Source organism: Sphingomonas jeddahensis (genome assembly GCF_001981525.1).
GTDB classification, from domain to species: domain Bacteria; phylum Pseudomonadota; class Alphaproteobacteria; order Sphingomonadales; family Sphingomonadaceae; genus Sphingomonas; species Sphingomonas jeddahensis.
Genome location: NZ_MPSB01000027.1, coordinates 1 through 1,250, shown reverse-complemented (window position 1 = coordinate 1,250; position 1,250 = coordinate 1). Strand labels below are relative to the sequence as shown.

The 1,250-nt window shown below is 71.8% G+C and carries 3 protein-coding genes and 1 pseudogene; all 4 read left to right on the top strand.

Annotation, left to right across the window (positions count from 1 at the left end; genetic code table 11):
- A pseudogene (locus SPHI_RS15060) lies at positions 1-225 on the top strand (tail completion protein gp17); the annotation flags it as partial.
- A 2-nt stretch (positions 226-227) separates the two neighbouring features.
- Entirely contained in the window at positions 228-635 is a 408-nt protein-coding gene (locus tag SPHI_RS14630) for a phage tail tube protein (protein WP_076745695.1), read from the top strand.
- Complete coding sequence (locus tag SPHI_RS14625; RefSeq protein WP_076745694.1) at positions 632-946, top strand: gene transfer agent family protein; 315 nt, start codon at positions 632-634, stop codon at positions 944-946. Before SPHI_RS14630 ends, SPHI_RS14625 begins: the two co-directional genes overlap by 4 nt.
- Positions 943-1,134 carry a phage tail assembly chaperone gene (locus SPHI_RS14620; RefSeq protein ID WP_233130947.1) on the top strand — a complete coding sequence of 64 codons (192 nt, stop codon included), beginning with the start codon at positions 943-945 and terminating at the stop codon, positions 1,132-1,134. Before SPHI_RS14625 ends, SPHI_RS14620 begins: the two co-directional genes overlap by 4 nt.
- Positions 1,135-1,250: the final 116 nt, after the last annotated feature.

The window sequence follows — 1,250 nt, the reverse complement described above, 5'->3', positions numbered from 1 at the left end:
GGGCGGGTGCGGGTGGTGCTGCACGATGCGGGCGAGCGGCCGGTGCGGTTGCGCGTGCTGTCGGCATCGGTGGAGGCGGCCGTGGCGGCTGTTTCGGGTGACGTTGGCGAGGGGTGGCGTGTGGTGGCGCTGCGGTTGGTGGGCGGGCGGACGGTGAAGTCCGGCGGCGGGGATCGCTGGACCGCGACGCGCGAGTTTGCGGTGAAACTCTATCGGGAGGGGTGACGATGGCGGTGGAGAAGGGATCGGCGTTTCTGCTGAAGGTGGGTGACGGGGCGTCGCCACCGGGCTTTGCGACGGTGGCGGGGATGCGCACTACGCAGCTGAGCATCAACGGCGAGGCGGTGGTCGTGACGCACAAGGGATCGGGCGGGTGGCGTGAGCTGCTGTCGGGCGCGGGGGTGCGCAGCGTCAGCGTGTCGGCGGCGGGGGTGTTCACCGGATCGGCGGCGGAGACGCGGGTGAAGACCCATGCGCTCGCGGGGACAATCGACGATTACCGGCTGAGCTTCGAGAGTGGCGAGATGCTGACGGGGCGGTTCCTGGTCACGCGGCTGGACTATGTCGGGGATTTCAACGGCGAGCGTAGCTACACGGTGAGCCTGGAAAGCTCCGGCGCGGTGGTGGCGGCATGAGCGCGGTGGCGAACCCCGTTCGGGGTGAGGCGAGCTTGCGCGTGGCGGGCGAGATGCTGGTGCTGCGGCCTAGCTTTGCCGCGCTGGTGGCGGCGGAGGGGGAGCTGGGGCCGCTGTTCGCGCTGGTGGAGCGCGCCGCGGAGGGGCGGCTGGCGCTGGGCGAGATGGTCGCCTTGTTCTGGCATTGCCTGTGCGATCGGCCGGCGGGGCTGACGCGCGAGGGGCTGGGCGAGGCGGTGGCGGCGCAGGGGCTGACCGCGGCGATGCCGGCGCTTCGGCTGCTGCTCGGGCAGATCATGGCGGGGCGGTGAGCTTTGCCGAAGGTGCCGGTCGGCTGGCCGGCATGGCGGGGGCGGCGTTCGGCTGGTCGCCCGACGCCTTTTGGCGCGCGACCCCGGCGGAGCTGGGCGCGCTGGTGCGAGCGGTCACCGGCGATGACGTGATGCCGCCCGATGCGGCTGTCATCGCGCGGCTGAAGAGGGACTTTCCCGATGGATGACGATCTGGAGCAGATGGTGGTCGGTGTGCGCGCTGACACCGCCGCCTTTGCGCGTGATGTGGGCGAAATGCGTGCGGCGCTGGAGGGGCCGCTGGCGGCGGTGTCAGCGCGCACAC

Coding starts and splice junctions, on each gene's coding strand:
- SPHI_RS14625 (WP_076745694.1), top strand. CDS start 632: ATGAGCGCGGTGGCGAACCCCGTTCGGGGTGAGGCGAGCTTGCGCGTG.
- SPHI_RS14630 (WP_076745695.1), top strand. CDS start 228: ATGGCGGTGGAGAAGGGATCGGCGTTTCTGCTGAAGGTGGGTGACGGG.